The sequence below is a fragment of the Streptomyces sp. NBC_01707 genome (genome assembly GCF_041438805.1).
Taxonomy (GTDB): domain Bacteria; phylum Actinomycetota; class Actinomycetes; order Streptomycetales; family Streptomycetaceae; genus Streptomyces.
In genome coordinates, this window is record NZ_CP109190.1 from 8,579,287 (window position 1) to 8,596,668 (window position 17,382).

Genomic DNA, 17,382 nt, shown 5'->3' on the forward strand with positions numbered 1-17,382 from the left:
GCGGAGCGCCGGCGGGGTGATCCGCGTGCCGCTGCTCCGCGGAGCCCGCATGCCTGTGGCTCCGCCGGGCACGCCGGCGCACGAGCGGCGGGATCACGCGGTCGGGCCGAACACGAACGCCTGCGCCGGGCTCTCGATCGGTGTCGCGTCCAACAGCTGGTTCCCCAGGGCGTGTTCGAGCCGAGGCCGCAGCCGGTGCAGCAGATCGCCATCCCCGGCGTCTCCGGCACCGTGGTGTCGTGACCCAGCAGATGCCCGCCGGATCCCGCGTCGGACGCCGCCGGCTTCTCCGGCGGACGCCGGCGCGTCGTGCGGTTCGCCCGCGAAGGACCGCCGAGAGCGAGAACGGCCCCCGCACCTCCTGCCTCACGCCGGGCGCCCTGGTCCGGGCCCTGCTGGACGATCTCGCCGAGCCGCCCGCGCAGCCGGTCGATCGTCTCGTCGACGGGTGGGTACATAGCTCCAGGATCGTGGCCGGTCCGGGGGAGAGCAGCTGCCCGAAGGCCGCGTACTCCCACGGGGGTACGCATACGGCCGCTGGCCGTACGACGACTCGGACCCCCTCCTGGAGCCAGGCTCGTCAGCGACAGAACAACAGCACAACAGAACCTCGCACCGAGGGAGCTGACCGAGATGAACACCCTGGCGTACTCCGGTGGACCCGGACCGTGGATCCTCCTCTTTCCGCTGATCTGGGCGGCCGTCGTCGTCACCGTCGTCACCGTGCTGCGCCGTTCCGGCCGGCGCGGTGGCCGGCCTGGCCCGTGGGGCCCGCGCACCGCTCACGGCGCTCCGGGTCTCCCCGGCGAACAGTCGCCCATCACCCTGCTCGGCCGCCGTTTCGCGGCGGGCGAGATCGACGAGGACGAGTACTGGCGACGGCTTTCCGTGCTGGACGAGGAGTTCGGCCGTACCGGTCGGGGAGGTGCCGCATGACCACCACGGTCAGCTCGACCGTCACCTCCTCCTCCTCCGCCGCCGCCCGCGTCGACGCCGTGAAGATCTACGGCACCGGCGACACCGAGGTCAGGGGCCTGGACGGGGTGAGCGTCGACTTCCCGGTCGGCCGCCTCACCGCGATCATGGGGCCCTCCGGCTCCGGCAAGTCCACCCTGATGCACTGCGCCGCCGGACTCGACACCCGCACCTCCGGTTCCGCCCTCATCGGCGAGACCGACCTCAGCGCGCTCGACGACCGCAGGCTCACTCTGCTGCGCCGGCAGCGCATCGGCTTCGTCTTCCAGGCCTTCAGCCTGATCCCGACCCTCACGGTCGCCGAGAACATCACCCTCCCCATGGACCTCGCCGGCGAACGCGGTCACCGGGAGTGGATCGACGCCCTCATCGACACCGTGGGCCTGCGGGACCGGCTGCACCACCGGCCCGGCGAACTCTCCGGGGGACAGCAGCAACGCGTCGCCGTGGCCCGCGCCTTCGCGGGACGCCCCGATGTCGTGTTCGCCGACGAACCGACCGGCAATCTCGACTCCCGGTCCGGCCAGGAGGTGCTGCGGCTCCTCGGCCGCACCGTCCGGCAGACCAGCCGCACGGTCGTCATGGTCACCCACGACCCGGTTGCCGCCGCCCACGCCGACGAGGTCGTCTTCCTCGCCGACGGACGCCTCGTCGACCGGATGCCGGATCGCACCGCGGAGCGCGTACTCGACCGCCTCAAGGCCTTCGACCTCACACCCGGTACTTCGGCGGGGACGTCATGACGAGCACCCGCGCATCCGTGCGCCTCAGCATCTCCTCGCTCCGCTCCGGACGTACAGACCCGTGGCGAGTACGCGCGGTCCTCGGCCGGCTCCATCGACATGATGCTCACACTGGTCTACGCGCTGCCGGCGCTCGCGGTAGTGATCGCGCTGCTCGGCTTCGCCAACACCCTCACCCTCGCCATCCATGAACGCGCAGGGGAACTGGGCCTGTTGCGCGCCGTCGGACAGACCCGGAGCCAGCTGCGGGCCATGGTCCGCCGGGAGTCCGTCCTGGTCGCCGCGTTCGGCACGGCGGGCGGCCTGCTGCTCGGCGGATTCCTCGGCTGGGTGCTGGTCAAGGCGTCCGAAGGGGCGGGTGACACCCCGTTCGCCTTCGCCCTGCCGCCGACGCGGCTCCTCGTGGTCCCCCTGGTGGGAATCGCCGCCGGGGCGTCGGTCGGATGGCGACCGGCGCGGCGTGCGGCACGCCTGGACGTGCTCCGCGCCATCGCCGCCGACTGACAGCCGATCCGCAACCCCTCGCGGGCGCACGATCAGGCTGGATCAGGGAGGGGCCCGTCCGCCGGGCGCTGATGTCACCGTGGTGCGTGCGGCCGCAAGGCGGAGGAAGGAGCCCGCGCGGAGCGCATGGGGTCTCCCCTGCTCGAGCGAGACCGCGAGCTCGGGGAAGACCGACGACGCGGTGGATGTGCGTGCCGGACCCCGCGGGCCCAGCATGATCCGAACGAGAGGCCCTGGACGACCGCGGGACGCACGAGGAGCGGAGCGCCACCGGGGCGCCCCGCTCCTCGCGGCATCTCTGATCCGAGAGCGAGGCCCTGAGGCGCCCGCCAGGGCTTGTGGGAGAGCCCTCAGCCCACCGCGGCGGACCGGGCGTCGGTGTGGGCCACCTTCTCCAGGGACGGGGTGTCGACATCGCCGAACGGACCGTCGGTCGTCGCCCCGTACACCGAGTGCGGCCGCACCGCGGCGAACAGGGAGGGGGCCGGAAGGGTGAACCACACGACCTTCCCGGCCCGGCCCCGCGGCCGGACCCCCCAGCTCTCGCTGACCGCGGCGATCAGGGCCAGCCCGCGCCCCGATGTGCTGGACGCGTCGGCCTCGCGCACCGTCGGCAGCCGCGGGTCGTGGTCGTGGACGGAGACAGTCAGTCGTTCGAGCAGGAACTCGATCTCTACGGTGCACGTTTTGTCCGGCTGTGCATGCCGGTGGACGTTGGTCAGCAGTTCGGTGACGCCCAGCGCTGCCTGGTCGATCAGAGGGTCCAGATGCCAGTAGCGCAATTGCGCCGAGATGATTCTGCGGACCTGACCGATCCGCGACGGCAGGGCCTGGAGCTCCACCGTGCAGTGCCTGCTTGGCTCGCTGATCACGGCTGCGACTCCCCGAAATAGGTCCGGAAGAAGACGGCGGAACGGAGTCGGCGGAGAACCGGCTGCCGTTCCCGGGCCGGCGGACTGGATCGCAGTGTCACCGCCGGTGAACCATGAGTGACGTGTGTCCAATGTCGCTCAGGGGTAACGGCTCCGCAACTTACGGTGTCCGAACAGCTTCCCTGTGTCAGCACCGCTGTGCAGCCCCTGCGACATCGGCTGCGTGAGGCCGGCCCGTGATGTCAGTCGAGTCGGGCGCCCGCACTGCGCAGTGCCTCGAGGAACCGGTGCGACGGGCCCGCTCGGTCCCGTCCGTGATCGCGCTGTCCCATCGTCAGCCGGTAGCGCGTCCCGTTGAATCGCGCCACCGTCGAGTCCGTACCGGCGAACCAAGGCCTGCCGGCGCTGACCACCCCCACCGGGGCGCTGTCGATCTCCCGGCCGTAGCTGGTCAGCAGCGCAACCCGGCCGTCCTTCACGATCACCTGCCCGGCTCTCGTGAGCGAGCGGGCCCATCGTTCGATCCGTACCCCCGTCGCGCTGAACTCCGTTTCCGTCATGACTGCTTCACCCCCTTCCGCATGCTTCCGTCGGCAAGTCTGCATGCGGCTCGGCCGGTGCACCAGACCGTATCGGGAGCGGATGTCGCAATTGCGCCGGCGCGGGCGGCCGCCGTCCGGGCCGCCGAAGCCAAGGCAGGGCTATGGACCCCCAAAGTCAATGTTTGTGCAGGTAGGGGGCATATCGTTGATGTGCAGAGTCCGGGGGTCCGGGGGGTCCGGCAGTCCGGTGACGACGAGCAGGAGCGTGCTGATGGACACCGATGGGCACAGGCTTGACGGCCAGGTCGTGGCGACTGTCGACGTCGACCGCACGGACCACGAGTACCGGGCCTGGCTGAACGACGCCGTGCGCAAGGTCCAGGCCGACGCCAACCGTTCCGCCGACACGCATCTGCTGCGCTTCCCGCTGCCCGAGGCCTGGGCGATCGATCTCTACCTCAAGGACGAGTCGACGCACCCCACGGGCAGCCTCAAGCACCGGCTGGCCCGCTCGCTGTTCCTCTACGGGCTCTGCAACGGCTGGATCCGGCCGGGCAAGCCGGTGATCGAGGCGTCCAGCGGCTCGACGGCCGTCTCGGAGGCGTACTTCGCGAAGCTGATCGGGGTGCCGTTCATCGCGGTGATGCCGCGCACCACCAGCCCCGAGAAGTGCCGGCTGATCGAATTCCACGGCGGTCAGTGCCACTTCGTCGACGACGCCCAGAAGCTGTACGAGGAGTCGGCCAGACTCGCCGCCGAGAGCGGCGGTCACTACATGGACCAGTTCACCTACGCCGAGCGGGCCACCGACTGGCGCGGGAACAACAACATCGCCGAGTCGATCTACCAGCAGCTGAGGCTGGAGCGCTACCCGGAACCCACCTGGATCGTGGCCACTGCCGGTACCGGCGGCACCTCGGCGACCATCGCCCGCTATGTGCACTACATGCAGTACGACACCCGGATCTGTGTGCCCGACCCGGAGAACTCCTGCTTCTTCGACGGCTGGACCCAGCACAACGCCCTCGCCACCAGCGACTGCGGTTCACGCATCGAAGGAATCGGCCGGCCCCGGATGGAACCCAGCTTCGTGCCCGGCGCCATCGACCGGATGATGAAGGTGCCGGACGCGGCCAGTGTCGCCACCGTACGCGCTCTGGAGCAGGCCATCGGCCGTAAGGCGGGCGGCTCCACCGGCACCGGGCTGTGGAGCGCGTTCAAGCTCGTCGCCGAAATGCTGGAACGGGGCCGCACCGGCAGCGTCGTCACGCTGCTCTGCGACCCGGGCGACCGCTACCTCGACAAGTACTACTCCGACAGCTGGCTCGCCGGACAGGGTCTCGACATCGCCCCGTACGCCGCGACGATCGAGCGCTTCCTGGCCACCGGCATCTGGCCCAGCTGAAGCCCGTCCCTCACCCTCGACCCGATCCTTCAGGCGGGGGTGGCGGCGAGCCGTTCGTCGAGATTGCGCACCGCGTCCCGGAACGCCCGGCCCAGCCCGGCCCGGCCCAGCCGCAGGGTGAACCGGAAGGGCACCGGCCCGTCGGCGGCGAAGGTCCACTGCACCCTCGTGCCCGCCCCGGTCGCGGCCGGGGCGAGCCGCCACTCCTCCAACAGGGCTCGGATTGCGGGCGCGTTGGTCTCGTCGACCCGGTAGGCGTACCGCTCACCCGGCTCCTTCGCGAGAACCGTCTCCCGGAACACGGTGCCGCCCTTGAGCCGGACCTCGCGGCCCGCGCCGGCCGCGGTGGGACGCGCAGCCGTCACCGCGGTGAACCAGGAGGGCCAGCCCTCGACGTCCTCGGCGAGCGCCCGGTACACCGCCTCGGGGGGTGCGGACACCTCGGCGGCGAACACCAGTCGCAGCGGGGCGACCGGGACGAAGTCGAGGTCCACGGAGCGGAGTCGACGTGCCATGGAACGCACCTCCCGTGCGATCGGCCGCGGACGCCGCCGTCCGCGAGGAGCGACACCATATCTGTCGTACCGTCAGATGTCCGCACCGGCAGGTGTCGCAGCTACGGCCGCACCGGGTCGTCCAGGAGGCCGTCCAGCACCCGGCGGAAGATCCGGCGGCCCGCACCGGAGAGCAGAGCGTCTCCCCAGTGCGGCAGCAGCCGGACGCGCAGCTCCTCCACCCACACCACATGCGAGCCGCACTCCGCCGGATACACGTCGATCGAGGCCCGGCCCAGCACCAGGGAGCCGCGCTTCTCCAGCCGGCAGAGCCCGGCCCGGCCGGCCGCGGGCGGTGCCCAGCGCACCACTTCCATCGGGTCGTCGAACCCCAGCGGGCCCACGCCCGTGCGGGCCACGAAGACGGCCCCGATTCCGGTGGGAGGCCCTGGCGGGACACTGATCCGGGTGAGCGGGAGATGAGCGGCGTGCCGTTCCCAGTCGGTCACCCGGCGCCACGCCTCGGCGGCGGGAAGGGGGCTGAATCGCTCGATCCGGAAGACGGCCACGGCACGATTCTAGGACGTGACGGGCACGATGTGCGCAGAGCGGAACGTGTCGCCCGACTCTGTGCCGCCGGGGATTACGGGACAGCCCTCAGCTGTCGGACGGTTCGTCCCCGGCGGTCTCGCCCGCCACCACCAGGCCCGGCAGGTGCTCCCCGATCTCCTCGCGGGCCTGCGCCGACAGACCGGAGTCGGTGACGAGGGTGTCCACCTGCTCCAGCGTCGCGAACGAACTCAGGCCCACCGTGCCCCACTTGGTGTGGTCGGCGACGACCACCACCCGCCGCGCCGAGTGCACGAAGCGCCGGTTGGTCTCGGCCTCCGCCAGATTCGGCGTCGACAGCCCGGCCTCGACCGAGATCCCGTGCACCCCGAGGAACAGCACATCGAAGTGGAGCGAACCGATCGCCTGATCGGCGACCGGGCCGACCAGGGAGTCCGACGGAGTCCGTACCCCACCGGTGAGCACCACCGTGGCGGCCCCGGCACGCGGTCCGCCCGTCGCCGCCGAACGCTGCGCGGTGTGGAACACATCGGCGACCCGCACCGAGTTCGTCACCACCGTCAACTCGGGTACGTCCAGCAGATGCTGGGCGAGCGCATACGTGGTCGTACCACCGGAGAGCGCGATCGCGCTGCCGGGCACGGCCATGGCCGCGGCCACCCGCGCGATGTCCTCCTTGGCGGTCAGCTCCAGCGTCGACTTCACCTCGAAGCCGGGCTCGTGCGTGCTCGCCTCGACGACCGGCACCGCGCCGCCGTGCACCTTCTCGATGACCCCCTGACGGGCCAGCGCGTCCAGATCCCGGCGGACGGTCATGTCGGAGACGCTGAGCTTGCGGGTCAGCTCATTGACCCTGACCCCGCCGCGCCTGCGCACCTCGTCGAGGATCAGGGCACGCCGCTGCTCCGCGAGGAGGTTCTGATTCTCGCTCAACGCCGGGTCCGGTCCTTCCCTCTCGCCTGTAGCAGGCTGGCCGTCTGTCGGACGGGGTCATCCTGCCACGCAGCTCCGTCCGGCGCCGCACTGGGGAGATTCGGTGAGACAGGTGCCACCGTGGCGGCTGTTCCGCGATTCTGGTGACTGCGCATCAGCACACCGCCCGGAACGTCGCGAGAGCGAGAGAGCGAGTCACCCACGTGCCCCCTGTCACCGAGGCCCCGCAGAGCACGGGGGCCGCGCTGGAACTGCTCGTCCACGGCGTCGGCGGAGCCACTCCCCAGGACATGCTCGACGATCCGCGTATCGCCCGGGTCACCGGTGACGCGACGGCGGCCATCTACCGTCGCACCGGGGACATCGACGCCGAGCAGCACCCCGAGCGGTACCGGGACGGGCCCATCGAGGAGGCCTACTGCTGGTCCAACCTGACATCCGGCAACGGTTCCCGCGCGCTGTGGCTCCTGTTGCTCCCGTTCATGGTCGTCAACCTGGCTCACTGGATGCGGCCCACCGCCAAGGGCCGCACCCGCGCGGTGCGGCTGTACGGAGTGTTCGTCCGGCTCGTCGCGCTCAGCCTCACCGTGCTGTTCACCGCGGCAGCCTGCGAGGTCGCCCTCGACCTGGTGGCCTGGCAGTGCGCGGGCGTACCCGACTGCTCGAACCGGCGGTCCTGGCTCGGCTTCCTGTCGACGGCGCAGGGCGGCTGGTGGTCGCAGCCGGGCCGCCGGCTCGCTCTCGCGGCCCTGGTGCCCACCGCGCTGGTGGGACTGCTCTGGTTCCTGTCCAACCGGACGTGGAGCGCGTACGAGTCGCAGCGGCCGCTCACCGGCGCCGAACCGGACGACATCGCTCCTGACGAAGACGGGCCCGAGGACGTTCCCGCCGACCGTCCCATCGGTCGGTCCGGCGACCTTTCCGTCGGCGGGACCGACGCCACTTCCTCCCCCGTCGTGCGTCCCGCCCTCGGCCGCCCCGGCTTCTGGTACGGCCGGCGGCTCGTCGCCCGGCTGCGGGCCGCGCACACCGCCGCCGGGTTCCTGACCGTGGCGGCCTCCGTAGCGGGCGCCGCCGCCCGGCACGACCGCGCCGTCAGCGGGCCCGTGCCCGACCTCCTCGGCCGGCTGATCGAGGCAATGCTCGTGCTGGGCGGCCTCGTTGTGCTCTGGGTGGTCAGCCGTCGTGGCCGCAGCGAGCGGCGGATCGACAACCGGCTCGACCGTGCCGTCATCAGCTGCCTGCCGGGCGCCGCCCTCGCCCTGCTCGTCGTCGCCGTCGTGTACGCCGCCTGGTCCCGCCCCGGCTGGGTCTCCGCGGGCTCGCTCCCCGGAGACGTCACGTTCCGTGTCCTCACCGTCGGCCAGGGCGCTCTCGTGGTCGCCCTCGCAGTGGTGGCGCTCGGCCTGTACCGCCGCACGCCCGAGCCGCGGACGGTCATGCACGGACTCGGTGGCCCCGCGGTCGCGATGCTCGCCTGTGCCCTCGGCGGTGTCATGTCCGGCGGGGTCGCCCAGCGCGTCGCCGACTGGCTCGACGGCTCAGGCACCCCCGGCATGGGGCGGGAATCCTTCATCGACGGGCCGCCGGTGCTGCTCAGCTGGCAGGCCTCCGTCATCCCCGTACTCCTGGTGCTGTTGCTCGTCCCCGCCGCCGTGCTGGGTGTACGCACCTGGCTCGCCGCCCGTGCCCTGGAACCGGAGGTCGACCAGGAGTACGGGCAGAAGGTGCCGGACCCGGCCCGCACCCGGCAGATCGCCAGGACCCGGGCCACGGCCGCGCTGACCGACTCCGCGCCCTGGCTGCTCGGCCTGGTCTCCGGCGCCACCCTGCTGCTCGGCGCGGGGGCCGTCGCCGGCGCGTGGGCAAGCGGAGAGGTGCCGGGACTGGCGCTGGACGGTGCCGGCCCGTTCATCGAGGCGGTGGCGGAAGCGGCCCAGTCGACCGGATCGTGGATGGTCGGTTTCGGCTTCATACTCTTCGTCACCTGGGGGCGGCGCGCCTACCGCGATGCCTCCGCCCGGCGCACCATCGGCATCCTCTGGGACGTCGGTACGTTCTGGCCGCGCGCCGCTCACCCCTTCGCGCCACCGTGCTACGCCGAGCGTGCCGTCCCCGACCTGGCGTCCAGGATGTCCGGCTGGACCGGCCGCACCCGCGGCAGGCTCGTCATCTCCGGCCATTCCCAGGGCAGCGTCCTCGCGGCGTCCGCGGTCTGGCAGCTGCCCGCCGAGACCCGGAAGCGGGTCGCCCTGCTGACCTACGGCTCGCCGATCGAGCGCCTCTACGGGCGCTGGTTCCCGGCCTACTTCGGGCCCGGACCGCTGCACGGACTGCACCGCTCCGTGCACTGCTGGCGCAATCTGTGGCGGGTCACCGACCCGATCGGCGGCCGGGTCCGGCTCGACGGCGGGACCGAGCCCGAGGTTGACCGGGGGCCCCTGCGGGACCCGCTGTTCTACGGGCGTACGCCGGAACATCCGCTGCCCGAACCGGTGTTGGGGCACTCGGACTACCAGGCGGACCCGGTCTTCGCCGAGGAGAGGGCCGCACTGCTCGTCCGGCTCGGCCCGCTCCTGCCCCGCCAGGCCGAACGGGGCTCCGGCGAGGCTCAGGGGAGTTCCGGCAGGTCCTCCGGGTAGAGCAGGGTGAGGTCGTCCGTGCTCGGCTCGGCGAGCTGGGCGACCCGGCCCGCATGCCGCTCGACCATCGACTCGAATGTCTGGCGGGCGGTGCGGCCGTTGCCGAACGCGGGGCCCTTGGGCAGCTCGGTGAAGTACTTCAGCAGTGCGTCCCCGGCGCCCTCGGCCAGGCTGTACTCGTGCTCCTCGGCCTGCTGCTCGACGATCCGCAGCAGTTCGGCGGGATCGTAGTCGCTGAAGGTGATGGTCCGTGAGAAACGGGATGCCACACCGGGGTTGACGGTGAGAAACCGCTCCATCTCGTGGGTGTAGCCGGCGACGATGACGACCACCGCGTCCCGGTGGTCCTCCATCAGCTTCACCAGCGTGTCGATCGCCTCGCGGCCGAAGTCCCGGCCCGAGTCCTCGGGTGACAGGGCGTACGCCTCGTCGACGAACAGCACGCCACCGCGCGCCCGGTCGAAGGCCTCCTGGGTACGGATGGCGGTCGAGCCGATGTGCTCGCCGACCAGATCGACCCGGGACACCTCGACGAGATGCCCGCGCTCCAGCACGCCCAGCGAGGCGAGGATCTCGCCGTACAGCCGGGCCACGGTGGTCTTGCCGGTGCCGGGGGAGCCCGTGAAGACGAGATGGCGCCGCACCGAAGCGGCTTTGAGCCCGGCCTCCAGACGGCGGCGGCCCACCTCGATCATGTCCGTGAGGGCCCGCACCTCGCGCTTGACGCTGTCCAGGCCCACCAGCGCGTCCAGTTCGCCGAGAACGGCGCCCGACGTACGCACCGGCTCGGCGGGCACGTCGAGGACGGAGGGCACGACCGCACGCTGCGTGGGCACCGCACCGAGCACCCCGGGGACCGCCTCGGTCGCCGTCAGCACCGTGGGGGGCGGGGGAGGCGGAGTGCGCAGCCCGCTCTCGTCGCTGGTGCAGTCCTCCACGACCGGGCCCGACCCCTGGCCGTCGGCGTGCGAGCCGCCTTCGGCGAACTCGTAGCCTCCGCGGGCACACCGCTCCGTGCGGCAACGGGTCAGCGTCGTACGGCAGCCGTCCATCACATGGAAGCCGTATCCGTCGCTTCCGGTGACCCGGCAGCTGTGGAACGTGCCGCGGCCCTCGGCCGAGACGTAGAAACCGGCCTCGGCGGGCGAGGTGACCGTGCAGCGCTCGATCGTCGGATCGGCGCCCTTGGTGACGATGACGCCGGTCTGCGCCGCGTCGATGGTGCAGTTGTTCAGCGTGCCGCCGCTGCCGTGGTCACGGAACCAGGCACCGGTCGACGCCTCCCTGATCCGGCAGTCGTCGAGCTGCGCGGTCGCCCCGTCGCTCACCGACACCGCCGTGTTGCGGACCTGGGTGAGATCGCTGTCGACGACGTCGGCGCGCGAACCCCGGTCGAGGACGAAGATCGCGTCCGGCACGTCGTGGACCCGGCAGGAGTCCAGTATCACGGTCGCCCCGTCGCTCACCCAGACCGCCGGGTAGTCCCCCGTACTGTCGTGGATCTCGCACTGGTTGGCGTCGACCCGGGTGCCCGGGTCCCACACGGACAGGCCGTTGCGGCCGAAGCGGCGCACCGTGGACCGGGTCAGCGTGAGGACCGAACGGGAACGCAGATCCACCGCGTTCTCCGGGATGTCATGGATGTCGCAGTCGGCGAGCGTCAGCACCGCATCCGTGTCGAGAGTGACCCCGTCCGACGAAGTGCGGTGCACCGTGCAGTCGGTGAGGTGGGCGGCCGCGCGGGCCGTCACCTGTACTCCGCTGCCCTTGATCTCGTACACCTCGCAGCCGACCCCCTCCAGAGCGCTGCCCTCACCGGTGACACTCAGCCCAGCGCCGGAGGTGTGGTGGATGCGGCAGCGCTCGAGCCGTGGATGCGCGCCGTTGCGCACCGAGACCCCGGCCTGTCCGGCCGCGACGATCTCGCACTCCTCGAACACCCCGCCGGCACCGTCGAGTACGGCGATGCCGACCCCGGCGGGGTTGTCGACCGTGCAGCGGCGCACGGTGGGGCGTGCCGCACCGCGCACCTCGATCCCGGCGGCGGACCGCGTCACGATCCGCAGATCCGTCAGTTCCGGAGCACCGTCCTCGACGAGGAGCGCGGGGGCCGCCGAGTCCTGGCCCTCCACATGCAGATCCTGGACGACGGCGGAGGCGCGGAGCGTCAGCGGTACGCCGTCGACCGGCGCGATCCGTACGGAGCCGACGGAGCCCTCCGGGCCGCGCAGCGTGACCGCGCGGTGCAGGACGAGATTCTCCCGGTAGGTGCCCGGCGCGACGGTGAGGACATCACCGTCCGCCGCGGCCTCCAGGGCCGCGGTGAGGGAGGCGTATTCGCCAGTGCGGCGCCGCCACCGCGACGTGCCGGTGTGCGTCACCTGGACCGTGCCCTGTGCCATGGCGCTGCTGTGCCCCCACCTCGTGCGTGTGCGATGCCCTGACCACCGGTCTCTCGGCAGCGGTCATTCCGGGTCCGCCCGCCGAAGAGGCGGGCGGGCCGGTCCACCGTAGCGCGCGTGGAGGGCGGGAGTTGACGCGATCAGCAGCTCGTCAGCTGCCGGTGCCCGTCCTGCCCCAGTCCGGACCGGCCTCCGCCCATGCCCGGTCGAGCTCTGCGTACCGCCGTTGCACCATGCGCCATACGACCAGACGCCGCCCGGCCTCGATCAGACCGACACAGATCAGCGTCACCCCGAACCCGGCCAGCGCCGCATGCGTGCGGGCCGTCGCCGCGTCCATGGGGCGCGGTGCCGGGCGACCCTGCGGATCCGTCCAGATCGACACCCGGGCGCCGGGGTCCGTGACCCGGGAGGAGGTCACCACCTTGCCCCTGAGGGGTGTGCCGTCCGGGGCCTTCCAGCGCGCCAGCACCGCTGTCTGTGTCGCACGCTCCGAGGGCACCTCGGGATCGGTGACCAAGTGCCGCGCCCCCGGTGCCCGGCGCACCACGACCGCCGTCGTGGCATGGCGCTGCGTCTGCTGGAACCGCACCGACTGCTGCAGTGCGTCGTCGGTGACCGCCCCGCACAGCCAGCCGAGCGCCGGCGCCGCCAGCACCATCAACAGCAGTGCCACCAGAGCCACCCATGCCTCGCGCCGGTCGGTGGCGCGGCGCAGGGGATTGTGTTTCCAACGCCAGACTCCCGATACCGCTCGCACAGTTCTGCACCCCCTTCCGCATCCGTCATAACCTGATACGGCACAGATCGCGCGCTGGAGCAGCGAAGAGAGAGCTACTTCACCCCGTCCAACGCACGGGCGACCCCGGTGAGTTCCCCCTCGACCGGGCCGTGGTGATCAGGTGGTGACGAGACGGCCGGGCCGGCGCCGTGCGCGGCTGCTGACGTGGTGTGACGGCCCGGTCCGTGGCGTCGGAAGGCATCCGGTGGCGGTCGCCGTCGAGTCCCCATGGCTCGACGGCGCGCTCACTGGATGCATGGGCACAGCACTCAGTGCGGAAGGGCGTCCGGCCGCATCCTGCCCGTCCCCGGACAGGCCCGTGTGCGGCGGGTCGCTCCGGCTCGGTACGCCGTGTTCCGTCCCTCCGGCTCAGTACCCCCGGCCCTGGTACGGGCGGTTGTACGGGTCCTCGTACGGAGAAGGCGTGGGCGCGGGCCGCGGCGACGCGGGACGCATCGACTCGTACCCGGTACCCGGCGCGGGGCGCTGCTGCTGCTGGGGCGCCTGATAGCCGCCACGCATCCCGGTCGGCTGCTGCGGGATGTACGGCGCCGGGGCGTGCTGCAGATGGGCCGGCTGCATCGGCGCGTAACCCTGCTGCTGCGCGGCCATCGGCTGCGGGTAGCCGTACGACGGGTTGGGCTGGGACGGCGCCGCGGGAAGAGCCGGGAGCGCCGACGGGAGCGCCGGCAGGTAGCTGTTGCCGCTGTCGTACGCGGCAGGCACTCGGATCGGGGCGATCTGAGGGGTACCCCGCTCCGCGACCAGGGAGTCGTAGATCGGAGTGTCGGGGAACGACGATGCGGCGTAGTAGCCGCCGCCGTAGGTGGAGCGGGGGGAGGTCATGGAACATAAGTTAAGCCCACGATGTGCTGGTTGGGGAGCCCGATAAGAGGGTTGGTTTACGAGATGTGAGTGAACCAGGATCCCCAATGCGAGCGAACTTGGGAAAAAAGGGCGTCCGAGCGCGTTGGAATCGTGTAAAGGGCGAGTTCACGGGGGGTTACCGGCAGATCGCCGCACGGGGTCGGTCATCGCTGTGGGCTCCGCGAGGGAGGGCGGATTAGGTTGGCCCGGGAAAGACTTCGGCAGCCGTACTCGCGATGGGGGCGAGCATGACCATGCTTAAAGGAACCAATGTTCCGGTGGCGGCTCAGGCCGTGCGGGTCGAATTGGGGTGGCGTGCCACGCCGGGCGCACCGGACGTGGACGGTTCGGCGCTCCTTCTCGTGTCGGGAAAGGTACGCAGCGACGCGGACTTCGTCTTTTACAACCAGCCGGTGCACGCCTCCGGCGCGGTACGTCACGAGGGCAGACGGAGCGTGGCCGACGGCGTCACGGACAGCCTCGCGGTGGACCTGGGACGGGTGGAGCCGGCCATCGATCGCGTCGTCCTGGCCGCCTCGGCGGACGGTGGCACCTTCGGGCAGGTGACGGGGCTCCACGTACGGATCATGGACGCGTCGGACGGCACCGAGATCGCGCGCTTCGACAGTGCCGACGCGACGGTGGAGACCGCGTTCATTCTCGGTGAGCTGTACCGGCGCCAGGGGGCCTGGAAATTCCGGGCGGTGGGCCAGGGGTACAGCAGCGGTCTCGAAGGTCTCGCGACGGACTTCGGTATCTCCGTCGACGAACCGCAACATCCCCAGCAACCGCAGCAGCCCCAAACGGCGACGCGAGTCGACCTGCCGCCACCGCCGCAGGTGCCCCCCGGGCAGCGCCCCCAGTCCCCGACTGTCGCCCCGATGGCACCACCAGCACCTCCGTCGCCCCCTGCCGCTCCGCCGGTCGCGCAGCCCGTCCGGCTGACCAAGGTGACGCTCACCAAGGAAGCGCCCTCGGTCTCCCTCGCCAAGCAGGGCGGCACTTCGGGAGCCATGCGCGTCAATCTCAACTGGCAAGTGCGCAAACAGTTCACGGGCTGGGGCAGCAAACTCGGCAGAGCCATCGCCAACCACGCGGACCTCGATCTTGATCTCTGCGCCCTCTACGAACTGACCGACGGCAGGAAGGGAGTTGTCCAGGCCCTCGGAAACGCCTTCGGCGCTCTCGGGCAGCCCCCCTATATCCATCTCGACGGAGACGATCGCACCGGCGCCGTCTCCACCGGCGAGAACCTGACCATCAACCTCGATCACAAGGACCGGCTCCGCCGCGTCCTGATCTTCGTCACCATCTATGAAGGCGCCCGGAGTTTCGCCGATCTGCACGCGACGGTCACCCTGCAGCCGCAGCACGGGGCCGCGATCGACTTCTCGCTCGACGAATGCACCGTCCCCTCCACGGTCTGCGCGCTCGCACTCATCACCAACAACGGGGGAGACCTCACCGTGCAACGCGAAGCCCGTTATCTCGTACCCGAGCGCGGGGTGAGCCCGCAGCGCACCATCGACTACGCCTACGGGTGGGGGATGAACTGGACACCCGGCCGTAAATGACCCCCGGGCCGTCCGGTCCCGCCACCGTCGGCGGACCGGTACCGCCATCCGCTCATCGGTCCGGCGCGGCCTCGGGACGGGCGTAGGTACGCCCCTTCCAGGCCGCGCCACGGCCCCGGTAGTGCTGCAACGCCGAATCGACCGTCATCAGCAGATAGAGCAGGGCGGTGAAGGGCAGCAGCGGGGCCAGCCACAGCGACTGCCGGTAGAAGCCCAGCATCGGCATGTACGTCCCGGCCATCACCGCCCAGGCCGCGCCGCCCGCCCACGCCGCCGGCGCATCCCCGCCCAGCAGCCCCGCCGCGAGCGTGAGCGGTGGTGCGAGATAGACGAGCGCGAGGCCCAGGACCGTACCGACGAGCAGCAGCGGATTGTGCCGCAACTGGGCGTACGCGCTCCGCGAGACCATCCGCCAGAGATCCACCAGCCGGGGATACGGCCGCACACTGTCCACCCGCTCCGCGAGCCCCAGCCAGATCCGGCCGCCGCTGCGCCGGACCGCCCGCGCCAGCGAAACGTCGTCGATCACCGCCTGCCGGATCGACTCCGGCACCCGCGCCCGCTCCGCGGCACCGGTCCGCAGCAGCACGCACCCGCCCGCCGCGGCCGCGGTCCGCGCCGTCGCCCGGTTCACCCACCGGAACGGATAGAGCTGCGCGAAGAAGTACACGAAGGCGGGCACGACGAGGCGCTCCCATGCACTCGCCACCCTCAGTCGCGCCATCTGCGAGACCAGGTCGAATCCACCCGAGCGGGCGGCGGCGACCAGCTCCCGCAGACTGTCCGGCTCATGCGCGATGTCCGCATCCGTCAGGAGCAGGTACTCCGGCGCCGGCTCCCTGGCCCGTGCCAAGGAGATCCCGTGCCGCACGGCCCACAGCTTGCCCGTCCACCCCGGCTCCGGCTCCCCGGGCGACACCACCGTGACCGGCAGCCCGCCGTACCGCACGGACAGCGCACGGGCAAGATCCCCCGTGCCGTCCTTGCTGCAGTCGTCGACCAGGATGACCTCCGCGGCTCCCGGATAGTCCTGCGCAAGCAGCGACGGCAGACTCACCGGCAGCATGTCCGCCTCGTCACGGGCGGGCACCACGATCGCGACCGATGGCCAGCCGTCCGGCGCCGTACGCCGCGGCAACCGCTGGTCGGTCCGCCAGAAGAACCCTTGTCCCAGCAGCAGCCACACCCATGCGGCCAGCGAACCCACGGCGATCCAGGCAACGGCACTCATTCGCCGCAGTCTGCCCCACTGTGACGAGACCGCAAGGGCGGTCGACTATGGTGACCGGGTGAAGATCGCGCTCATGGACTCCGGAATCGGCCTGCTCGCGGCGGCCGCCGCGGTACGCCGGCTGCGGCCCGACGCCGATCTGGTGCTCTCCTCCGACCCCGACGGCATGCCGTGGGGTCCTCGTACGCCGCAGGACGTGACCGCACGCGCGCTCGCCGTGGCCCGCGCGGCCGCCGCCCACCGGCCCGACGCACTGATCGTCGCCTGCAACACCGCATCCGTACACGCCCTGCCGACGCTGCGCGCCGAGCTGGAACCCACGCTGCCGGTCGTCGGCACCGTCCCCGCGATCAAGCCGGCCGCGGCCGGTGGCGGTCCGGTCGCGATCTGGGCCACCCCGGCCACCACGGGCAGCCCGTACCAGCGCGGACTCATCGGGGACTTCGCCCGCTCGGTCGCCGTCACCGAAGTCCCGTGCCCCGGTCTCGCCGACGCCGTGCAGAACGCGGACGAAGCCGCGATCGACCGCACCGTCGCCGCGGCGGCCGCTCTCACTCCACCGGACGTAAGGGCAGTGGTTCTGGGCTGCACCCACTACGAACTGGTCGCCGAGCGGATCCGGGCCGCCGTACAGCAGCCCGGCCTGCCGCCCGTCACACTGCACGGCTCCGCCGGAGCCGTCGCCGCCCAGGCGCTGCGCCGGATCGGTGCCGCACCCGCTCCTTCGGCCGAACCGGCCACCTCGCTCACCGTGCTCCTCAGCGGCCGCGCCGCCGAACTGCCGGACGCCGCCCTGGCCTACGCCGAGGGCCTGTTGCTGGGGGCCGCCAGCCCTGCCCGCTGAGCC

The 17,382-nt window shown here is 71.6% G+C and carries 15 protein-coding genes and 1 pseudogene; 7 read left to right on the top strand and 9 right to left on the bottom strand.

The genetic code is table 11. From position 1 onward, the window contains the following. Window positions 1-633 precede the first annotated feature (633 nt). The 3 genes and pseudogenes from OG963_RS38410 to OG963_RS38420 all read left to right on the top strand — a co-directional run. Window positions 634-936: an SHOCT domain-containing protein gene (locus OG963_RS38410; protein WP_093778836.1), complete on the top strand. Its 303-nt coding sequence runs from the start codon at window positions 634-636 to the stop codon at window positions 934-936. After that, a complete protein-coding gene (locus OG963_RS38415; RefSeq protein ID WP_371799928.1) occupies window positions 933-1,718 on the top strand; it encodes an ABC transporter ATP-binding protein in 786 nt (261 codons plus the stop codon). The genes OG963_RS38410 and OG963_RS38415 overlap by 4 nt, the downstream gene beginning before the upstream one ends. A gap of 45 nt (window positions 1,719-1,763) precedes the next feature. Continuing rightward, window positions 1,764-2,222 (top strand): annotated as a pseudogene (locus tag OG963_RS38420) (ABC transporter permease); the annotation flags it as partial. Between the two features lie 350 nt (window positions 2,223-2,572). On the opposite strand, the gene OG963_RS38425 reads toward OG963_RS38420, so the two are convergent. Both OG963_RS38425 and OG963_RS38430 read right to left on the bottom strand, forming a co-directional pair. Next, window positions 2,573-3,094 carry an ATP-binding protein gene (locus tag OG963_RS38425; protein ID WP_030920873.1) on the bottom strand — a complete coding sequence of 174 codons (522 nt, stop codon included), beginning with the start codon at window positions 3,092-3,094 and terminating at the stop codon, window positions 2,573-2,575. 242 nt (window positions 3,095-3,336) lie between these two features. Further along, a complete protein-coding gene (locus OG963_RS38430) occupies window positions 3,337-3,654 on the bottom strand; it encodes a hypothetical protein (protein ID WP_093778840.1) in 318 nt (105 codons plus the stop codon). A 253-nt stretch (window positions 3,655-3,907) separates the two neighbouring features. Between OG963_RS38430 and OG963_RS38435 the strand changes: the two genes are divergently transcribed. Next, on the top strand, window positions 3,908-5,041 hold the full coding sequence (locus OG963_RS38435) for a PLP-dependent cysteine synthase family protein (RefSeq protein WP_093929801.1): 1,134 nt from the start codon (window positions 3,908-3,910) through the stop codon (window positions 5,039-5,041). Between the two features lie 29 nt (window positions 5,042-5,070). Here OG963_RS38435 and OG963_RS38440 read toward each other — a convergent pair whose 3' ends face one another. The 3 genes from OG963_RS38440 to OG963_RS38450 all read right to left on the bottom strand — a co-directional run bounded on the left by OG963_RS38440 (window position 5,071) and on the right by OG963_RS38450 (window position 7,038). Then, the gene (locus tag OG963_RS38440; RefSeq protein ID WP_093929802.1) at window positions 5,071-5,556 is read right to left on the bottom strand and encodes an SRPBCC family protein; all 486 of its coding nucleotides are present in this window, start codon (window positions 5,554-5,556) and stop codon (window positions 5,071-5,073) included. 101 nt (window positions 5,557-5,657) lie between these two features. Then, window positions 5,658-6,104 carry an SRPBCC family protein gene (locus OG963_RS38445; protein WP_030920859.1) on the bottom strand — a complete coding sequence of 149 codons (447 nt, stop codon included), beginning with the start codon at window positions 6,102-6,104 and terminating at the stop codon, window positions 5,658-5,660. Between the two features lie 88 nt (window positions 6,105-6,192). Further along, on the bottom strand, window positions 6,193-7,038 hold the full coding sequence (locus OG963_RS38450; protein ID WP_030920856.1) for a DeoR/GlpR family DNA-binding transcription regulator: 846 nt from the start codon (window positions 7,036-7,038) through the stop codon (window positions 6,193-6,195). A 203-nt stretch (window positions 7,039-7,241) separates the two neighbouring features. Here OG963_RS38450 and OG963_RS38455 point away from each other — a divergent pair, with 203 nt between their 5' ends. Next, a complete protein-coding gene (locus OG963_RS38455; RefSeq protein WP_093929803.1) occupies window positions 7,242-9,680 on the top strand; it encodes a hypothetical protein in 2,439 nt (812 codons plus the stop codon). Here the strand turns inward: OG963_RS38455 and OG963_RS38460 are convergent. The 3 genes from OG963_RS38460 to OG963_RS38470 all read right to left on the bottom strand — a co-directional run bounded on the left by OG963_RS38460 (window position 9,650) and on the right by OG963_RS38470 (window position 13,709). Further along, window positions 9,650-12,082: a right-handed parallel beta-helix repeat-containing protein gene (locus OG963_RS38460; protein WP_093778852.1), complete on the bottom strand. Its 2,433-nt coding sequence runs from the start codon at window positions 12,080-12,082 to the stop codon at window positions 9,650-9,652. The two genes, OG963_RS38455 and OG963_RS38460, sit on opposite strands and share 31 nt — an antisense overlap. Window positions 12,083-12,233: 151 nt before the next feature. After that, on the bottom strand, window positions 12,234-12,842 hold the full coding sequence (locus OG963_RS38465) for a hypothetical protein (protein ID WP_093778854.1): 609 nt from the start codon (window positions 12,840-12,842) through the stop codon (window positions 12,234-12,236). Window positions 12,843-13,232: 390 nt separating this feature from the next. Beyond that, a complete protein-coding gene (locus tag OG963_RS38470) occupies window positions 13,233-13,709 on the bottom strand; it encodes a DUF6643 family protein (protein ID WP_093778856.1) in 477 nt (158 codons plus the stop codon). Between the two features lie 257 nt (window positions 13,710-13,966). On the opposite strand from OG963_RS38470, the gene OG963_RS38475 reads away from it, so the two are divergent. Then, window positions 13,967-15,304, top strand: a complete 1,338-nt coding sequence (locus OG963_RS38475) for a TerD family protein (RefSeq protein ID WP_319739446.1) — start codon at window positions 13,967-13,969, stop codon at window positions 15,302-15,304. A gap of 52 nt (window positions 15,305-15,356) precedes the next feature. On the opposite strand, the gene OG963_RS38480 is transcribed toward OG963_RS38475, so the two are convergent. Beyond that, a complete protein-coding gene (locus OG963_RS38480) occupies window positions 15,357-16,535 on the bottom strand; it encodes a glycosyltransferase (protein ID WP_093778860.1) in 1,179 nt (392 codons plus the stop codon). Window positions 16,536-16,593: 58 nt separating this feature from the next. On the opposite strand from OG963_RS38480, the gene OG963_RS38485 reads away from it, so the two are divergent. Then, the gene (locus OG963_RS38485) at window positions 16,594-17,379 is read left to right on the top strand and encodes a glutamate racemase (protein ID WP_030920836.1); all 786 of its coding nucleotides are present in this window, start codon (window positions 16,594-16,596) and stop codon (window positions 17,377-17,379) included. Window positions 17,380-17,382 lie beyond the last annotated feature (3 nt).